This is a genomic window from Amnibacterium sp. (genome assembly GCF_025463795.1).
Taxonomy (GTDB): domain Bacteria; phylum Actinomycetota; class Actinomycetes; order Actinomycetales; family Microbacteriaceae; genus Amnibacterium.
Window position 1 is genome coordinate 1 of sequence record NZ_JAODBE010000041.1, and the last position, 6140, is coordinate 6140.

The window sequence follows — 6140 nt, forward strand, 5'->3', positions numbered from 1 at the left end:
AGCGGCATGCCCTTGTGGTTCGGCGCGAAGGCGGACCCCATGGTGAAGCCGAAGACCAGCACCTGGACGAGCAGGAACGCGGGGGCGATGACCGGTCCGGCGACGACGACCGCGAGCGTGGCGAACCCGATCAGCCGCACCGCGATGAGGGCGAGCTCGACCCAGCGGTGCTTGACCTCGCCGCGGGCGGTCAGCATCCCCACCGACTTCACGTGCAGGTCCAGCCCGGTGAGCGTCAGGACGGGGAAGAAGAACCAGCCCTGACGGCGCATCAGCCACTTGGCGAGCCCGGTGCGGGCGGCGGCGTCGCGGGGCGTGAACACGAGCGCGTTGGCGTCCATGTCGAGGTCCTTGCCCTGCGTGTTCGGGTTCGCGTGGTGACGGGAGTGCTTGTGCATCCACCAGCCGTAGCTGAGGCCGACGACGAGGTTCGCGAGGATCCGCGAGACCCACTCGTTGCGCTTCCCGGAGACGAACATCTGCCGGTGGGCGCCGTCGTGGGCGAGGAAGCCGACCTGGGTGAAGAGCATGCCGAACAGCACGGCGACGGCGAGCTGCCACCAGGAGCGGCCGACCGCCAGCATCAGCACCGTCGCGACGGTGAACGCCGCGGCGAGCAGGATGCCGCGGACGGCATAGAAGCCGGGCCGGCGCTCGAGCAGTCCTGCGGCCTTCACCCGGCGGGTGAGCTCGGTGTAGTCGCTGGCGTGCGAGGCGGTGCCGGCGCCCGTTGGCGTGCGTCGCGGCCTCGTGGTGCGGAGCGGGCGGGGCGTGACGGTCGTCATGCCTCGAGACTAGGTTCGGGCGCCACGCGGCCGCGTCCCTCCAGAGGACCGTCTTGCCTGTACTACCGGGGTAGGGGGAGGCCCTAGTCGCCCGCCACGACGAGGCCGGACTCGTAGGCCGCGACGACCGCCTGGGCGCGGTCCCGGAGGCCCAGCTTGCCCAGCACGCGGCTGACGTGGGTCTTCACCGTCTGCTCCGCGATCACGAGCGCCGCGGCGATCTCCTGGTTGCTCCGGCCCCTCGCCACCTCGACGAGCACCTCGCGCTCCCGCTGGGTGAGCTCGGGCAGCGCGGACGACGAACCCGGCTGCTGGGCCGGACCGACCGCCAGGCGCTCGATCAGCCGTCGGGTCACCGACGGCGCGAGCAGCGCGTCGCCGCGCGCGACGATCCGCACGGCCGCGACGAGGTCGTCGGGAGGGGCGTCCTTCAGCAGGAACCCGCTCGCCCCCGCGCGGATGGCGTCGAGCACGTAGTCGTCGACGTCGAACGTGGTCAGCACCACGACGCGCGTGCCCGGGTTCTCGGCGAGCACCTGCCGCGTCGCGGCGATCCCGTCGAGGACCGGCATCCGCACATCCATGAGCACGACGTCCGGCTGCTCGGCGGCGGCGAGCCTCACGGCCTCCGCCCCGTTCTCCGCCTCCCCGACCACCTCCAGGTCGGGCTGCGCCGCGAGCAGCGCCGCGAACCCGGCGCGGACCATCGCCTGGTCGTCCGCGACGAGGACGCGGATCACGAGGTCCCCACCGGCGGCTTGAGCGGCAGCACGGCGCGGATGCGGAACCCGCCGTCCGGGGTGGGCCCGACCTCCACCGTGCCCCCGACGCTCGTGGCCCGCTCCCGCATGCCGACGAGCCCGTGACCGTGCTCCGGCCCGGTCGGGCTGACGGGAGCGACCGCGGCCGGCGCCGCGGTGTTCTCGATCTCGAGCCGCAGCACGTCGCCGTCCCGGTGGCCCGAGACGTGCACCGATGCCCCCGGTGCATGGCGGATGGCGTTCGACAGCGCCTCCTGCACGATCCGGTAGGCGACGAGGCCCGTGACGTCGGCCACCAGCGCGGAGTCGATCGCCGGCAGCGGGTCGAAGCGCAGGCGCATGCCGGCCCGCTCGGCCTCCGCGACGAGCTCGGCCACATCGGCCAGATCGGGCTGCGGGGCACGCGGAGCGGCCTCCTCGCCGCCTCTGAGCACCGCGAGCAGCCCGCGCATCTCGTCGAGGGCCTGCCGGGACTTCTCGCCGATCTCCTCGAACTCGGCGATCGCGGCGGGGGCGTAGTCCGGGTGCCGGAACCTCGCGGTCGACGACTGCACCGTGATGATCGACATGCTGTGCGCGATCACGTCGTGCAGCTCACGCGCGATCCGCGCCCGTTCCTCCATCACCACCCGGCGGGACGCCTCGGTCGCGCTGATCCGGCGCTCCCGGACGAGCTGAGCCCGGATGCTGCCCCACTCGGCGAGCACGACCGCGACCACGAGGGATGCGCCGCTGATGCCGCCGAAGACGACGACGTTCAGGCTCGTCGCATCCGGCTCCGCCGGGCGCAGCTGCCCGGCGAGGATCGCGGGCGCACCGGTCGCGAGCACCCAGTACAGGAGGGCGGCGGTCCAGCGCACCCGCAGGCCGACCACGAACAGGGCGAGGGTCTCGGTGACGATCAGCACCGGCCACCAGGGCCAGGCGGGACTCGAACCCGGGCTCGCGGCCTGCATGCCGACGGCCGCCGCGACGGAGAGCGGCGCCGCGAGGTGGGGCCGCACGGCCGCGAGGGGGATCGAGCCGGCGTGGAGCAGCGCGAGCCCGAACGCGAGCAGGAGCGGGAGGTCGTGCGCGACCGCCGCGATCGGCGTCTCGACGAGCACGAGCACCATGCCGGCGGCGAGCGCGACGACGACGAGGGCCCGGTCGAGCCGGACCCGCCCCGTGAGCGTGCCGAGCGCTGCCGCGACCGCGGCCGCGCGGCGGCGGAGGCCGTGCCCGCGGGCCGACCCGGGCATCGTTGGGGCGGTCACCGTCGTCCTCATCTCCTTCCCGGCCACTGTACGCGGGCGGCCTCCGCACCCCGGTCGCGGCGGGGTGGCGGCGTCAGTCGTCGCGGGTGCCCGGTTCGGGCTGGTGCCGGGCGAGGCGCAGCACGCCGACGATCGCCACGGCCTCCGCGACCACGAACACGGCGAACGCCCATCCGGGGGCCTTCGCCGCCTCCCCGAGCAGCGCGATCCCGATCGTGACGGCGACCAGCGGATCGATGACCGTGAGCGCGGCGACGACGAGGTCGGGGGAGCCCGCCGCGTACGCCCCCTGGACGAGCGAGAGGCCGATCGCGCCCGCGACGAGCAGCGCCACGACGCACAGCAGGGTCAGCCAGTCGGCCGACGTGAAGCCCGTGCCCTGGGAGACGATCGCGCTGACCCGGCCGATGACCAGCTTCGCGAGCGTCGCCACGAACCCGAAGAGCAGGCCGGCCGCGAGCGCGAGCCGCAGGGCCGAACGGCGACCCCTGAGCAGCACCAGCACGACCCCGAGCACCGAGAGCACGACCCCGAGCACGGCGAGCACGACGCCGACGGCGACGGGCGTCGGCGATCCCGACGTCGTCGTGAACGACGCCGTGACGACGAACGCGGTCACGCCGGCGAGGCAGAGCCCGATCGCGACGATCGCCTTCCGCGGGATGTGCGCCCGGTTCATCCGCGTGTCGAGCAGCACGGTGATCACGAGCGAGAGCGCACCGATCGGCTGCACCACCGCGATCGGGGCGAAGAGCAGGCTCACGAGCTGCAGGGCGACCGCGATGCCGAGGATCGTCGATCCGCCGAGCCACCGCGGCGTCGAGACGAGCGCGATCAGCTGCTCGAGGCCGAACCGCTTCCCGTCCGGGGTGTCGTCGTCGACCTTCGACGCGCCCTGGTTCTGCAGCTGGGCGCCGAGGGCGAGCAGCGCTGCGGCGAGGATCGCGACGGGGATGCCGACCGCGGCGCCCACGGCCGGTCAGCCGAGGTGCTCGTCGTCCTCGTCGCCCGGCAGCGGGCCGAAGCCCTCGCCGGTCTCGCCGCGCCCCTTCCCGTCCGCCTCGGCGGAGCCGGGTTCGCCGGCGAGCACCTCGGCGTCGTCCTTCGCGTCCTTCGGATGCGGTTGGAGGTTGTTGTTGGGGAAGGTCATCGTGCGCTCCGTCTCATCGGTGTCCGTCAGGCTGCCAGGGACGCCCCGGAGGCGCCGCAGAACGGGCACCGCCAGCCGACGATCGTCTGGGTCATCGGCATCCCGTCGGCGGGGCAGATCGGCACGGACGAAGGGGGAGGGGGCACGTCGGTGGGCATGGGAACAGCGTGCATGCCGCACCTGACATCCATCCGAACCCGCGGCATGAAGCGGCCGAGACGGCCCTGTCAGGCCGCCCGGACCCGCCCGGTCCGCGGCGGGCGTCCCGCCTGCACGACGGCGGTGTCGGGGGAGGTCCCTAGCCTGCCCCCATGCGCCTGCTCCACACCTCCGACTGGCATCTGGGTCGCACCTTCCACACCCATGCCACGCTCGCGCACCTCGGCGTCGTGCTCGAGGCGCTCGTGGCGGCCGTGCGGGAGCACCGGATCGACGTCGTGCTCGTGGCCGGCGACGTCTTCGACTCCTCGATGCCGTCGACCGCGGCGATCGAGCTGTTCCAGAGCGCGATCGCCGGCATCCGGCACGCGGGCGCCCAGGTGGTGCTGACGAGCGGCAACCACGACTCGGGTACCCGGCTCGGCATGCACGCCGACTGGCTGGGCGCCGCGGGCATCCACCTGCGCACCAGGACCGATCGGATCGCCGAGCCGGTGCTGCTCGACGACGCGTCCGGTCCCGTCGCCGTGTACGGCATCCCCTACCTGGAGCCCGCGCTGTTCCGCCAGGATCGGCCCGGCCGTCGCGTCGGCAGCCACGAGCAGGCGCTGGGCGTCGCGATGGACGAGGTCCGCGCCGACCTCGCCGAACGGGATGTCCGGTCGGTCGTGCTCGCGCACTGCTTCGCGGCCGGCGTGCCCGCCGGCGACGTCGAGCGCGACCTCAGCCGCGGAGGGCTCGACCTCGTGCCGGCGTCCGTCTTCGACGGGCCCGACTACGTGGCCCTCGGCCACATCCACGGGCGGGCGACCATCAGCCCGCGCATCCGCTACTCGGGTGCCCCGCTCCACTACTCGTTCGGCGAGGCGGACAAGGCCCGCGGCGGCTGGCTCGTCGAGCTCGACGAGCACGGGCTCGCCGACGTGACGTGGCTCGACCTGCCGGTGCCCCGACCGCTCACGGTGCTCACGGGACCCATCGAGCAGCTCCTCGCCGACGAGGCCGTCGAGACGGCGACCGCGTCGTGGGTCAAGGCCCGGGTGACCGACCAGGTGCGGCCGACCGACGGCATGCGCCGTCTGCAGCGCCGGTTCCCGCACTGCGTCGCCTTCGAGTGGCGGCCCGAGACGGTGGCCGACGAGGGCACGGCCTCCTACGCGGAGCGGGTGCGCGGCCGCTCGGATCCGGAGCTCGTCGCCGACTTCCTCGCCCTGACCCGCAACGGGGCCGGCCCGAGCGAGTTCGAGCGGCGCCTCGTCGCCGAGCTGCTCGGGGGAGCGGCATGAGGATCCTCGGCCTGCGAGTCGCCGGGTTCGGCCCCTACCGCTCCGAGCAGACCGTCGACTTCCGGCGCTTCGACGACGACGGCGTCTTCCTGATCAGCGGCCGCACGGGGGCGGGCAAGTCGAGCATCCTCGACGCGGTCTGCTTCGCCCTCTACGGCGAGGTGCCCCGGTTCGAGCGCCGCGAGAGCCAGGTGCGCAGCCAGCACTGCGGCCCCTCCGACCCGAGCGAGGTGGAGCTCGAGTTCCAGGTGCGGGAGACCGTCTACCGCATCCGTCGCACGCCCCGGTACGAGCGGCTCAAGCGGTCGGGCAGCGGCACGACCACCGCGGAGCCCGAGGCGGAGCTCGCCGTCGTCGAGGCGGACGGGCCGCGCGTGCTCGCGACGCGGCCGAAGGACGTCGGCATCGCGCTGACCGAGCTGCTGCCGATCAGCAAGGAGCAGTTCCTGCAGGTGATCCTGCTCGCGCAGAACCGGTTCCAGGAGTTCCTGCTCGCGCCGACCGACAAGCGGCGCGAGCTGCTCCGCACCCTCTTCGGCACCGACCGGTTCCAGCGGCTCGAGCAGGACCTCCTCGACCGCAGCAGGGCGCTCGCAGCCGAGCTCGCCGGGATCGCGGCCGAGCTGGCGGCGCGCGCCGAGACGACCGCGGAGCTCGTCGGCACCGAGCCGCCCGGGGACCCCGACCGGGCGTGGTTCGAGCGGACCGCTCGGGAGGCCACGGCGGCGGAGGCGGCGGCGGAG

At 74.0% G+C, this 6140-nt stretch carries 7 protein-coding genes; 2 read left to right on the top strand and 5 right to left on the bottom strand.

The window, feature by feature from the left end; translation table 11 throughout:
* The 5 genes from JWQ92_RS03745 to JWQ92_RS03765 form a co-directional block, all read right to left on the bottom strand.
* On the bottom strand, positions 1–785 hold a 785-nt coding region (locus JWQ92_RS03745; RefSeq protein ID WP_297343119.1), incomplete at its 3' end, for a fatty acid desaturase.
* 83 nt (positions 786–868) lie between these two features.
* Positions 869–1525: a response regulator transcription factor gene (locus JWQ92_RS03750; RefSeq protein WP_297343120.1), complete on the bottom strand. Its 657-nt coding sequence runs from the start codon at positions 1523–1525 to the stop codon at positions 869–871.
* Complete coding sequence (locus JWQ92_RS03755) at positions 1522–2802, bottom strand: histidine kinase (protein ID WP_297343121.1); 1281 nt, start codon at positions 2800–2802, stop codon at positions 1522–1524. Before JWQ92_RS03755 ends, JWQ92_RS03750 begins: the two co-directional genes overlap by 4 nt.
* A 73-nt stretch (positions 2803–2875) precedes the next feature.
* Positions 2876–3775, bottom strand: coding sequence for a DMT family transporter (locus tag JWQ92_RS03760; protein ID WP_297343122.1), 900 nt, complete (start codon positions 3773–3775; stop codon positions 2876–2878).
* Positions 3776–3781: 6 nt separating this feature from the next.
* Positions 3782–3952, bottom strand: a complete 171-nt coding sequence (locus JWQ92_RS03765; protein ID WP_297343123.1) for a hypothetical protein — start codon at positions 3950–3952, stop codon at positions 3782–3784.
* A 311-nt stretch (positions 3953–4263) separates the two neighbouring features.
* Here JWQ92_RS03765 and JWQ92_RS03770 point away from each other — a divergent pair, with 311 nt between their 5' ends.
* Both JWQ92_RS03770 and JWQ92_RS03775 read left to right on the top strand, forming a co-directional pair.
* A complete protein-coding gene (locus JWQ92_RS03770; protein WP_297343124.1) occupies positions 4264–5397 on the top strand; it encodes an exonuclease SbcCD subunit D C-terminal domain-containing protein in 1134 nt (377 codons plus the stop codon).
* The coding region (locus JWQ92_RS03775) for an SMC family ATPase (RefSeq protein ID WP_297343125.1) at positions 5394–6140 on the top strand (747 nt) is incomplete at its 3' end. The genes JWQ92_RS03770 and JWQ92_RS03775, both read left to right, overlap by 4 nt.

What these genes read in the sequence shown, in the direction of transcription:
- JWQ92_RS03765 (WP_297343123.1), bottom strand. Translation starts at nt 3,952, where the DNA reads ATGACCTTCCCCAACAACAACCTCCAACCGCATCCGAAGGACGCGAAG.
- JWQ92_RS03770 (WP_297343124.1), top strand. Translation starts at nt 4,264, where the DNA reads ATGCGCCTGCTCCACACCTCCGACTGGCATCTGGGTCGCACCTTCCAC.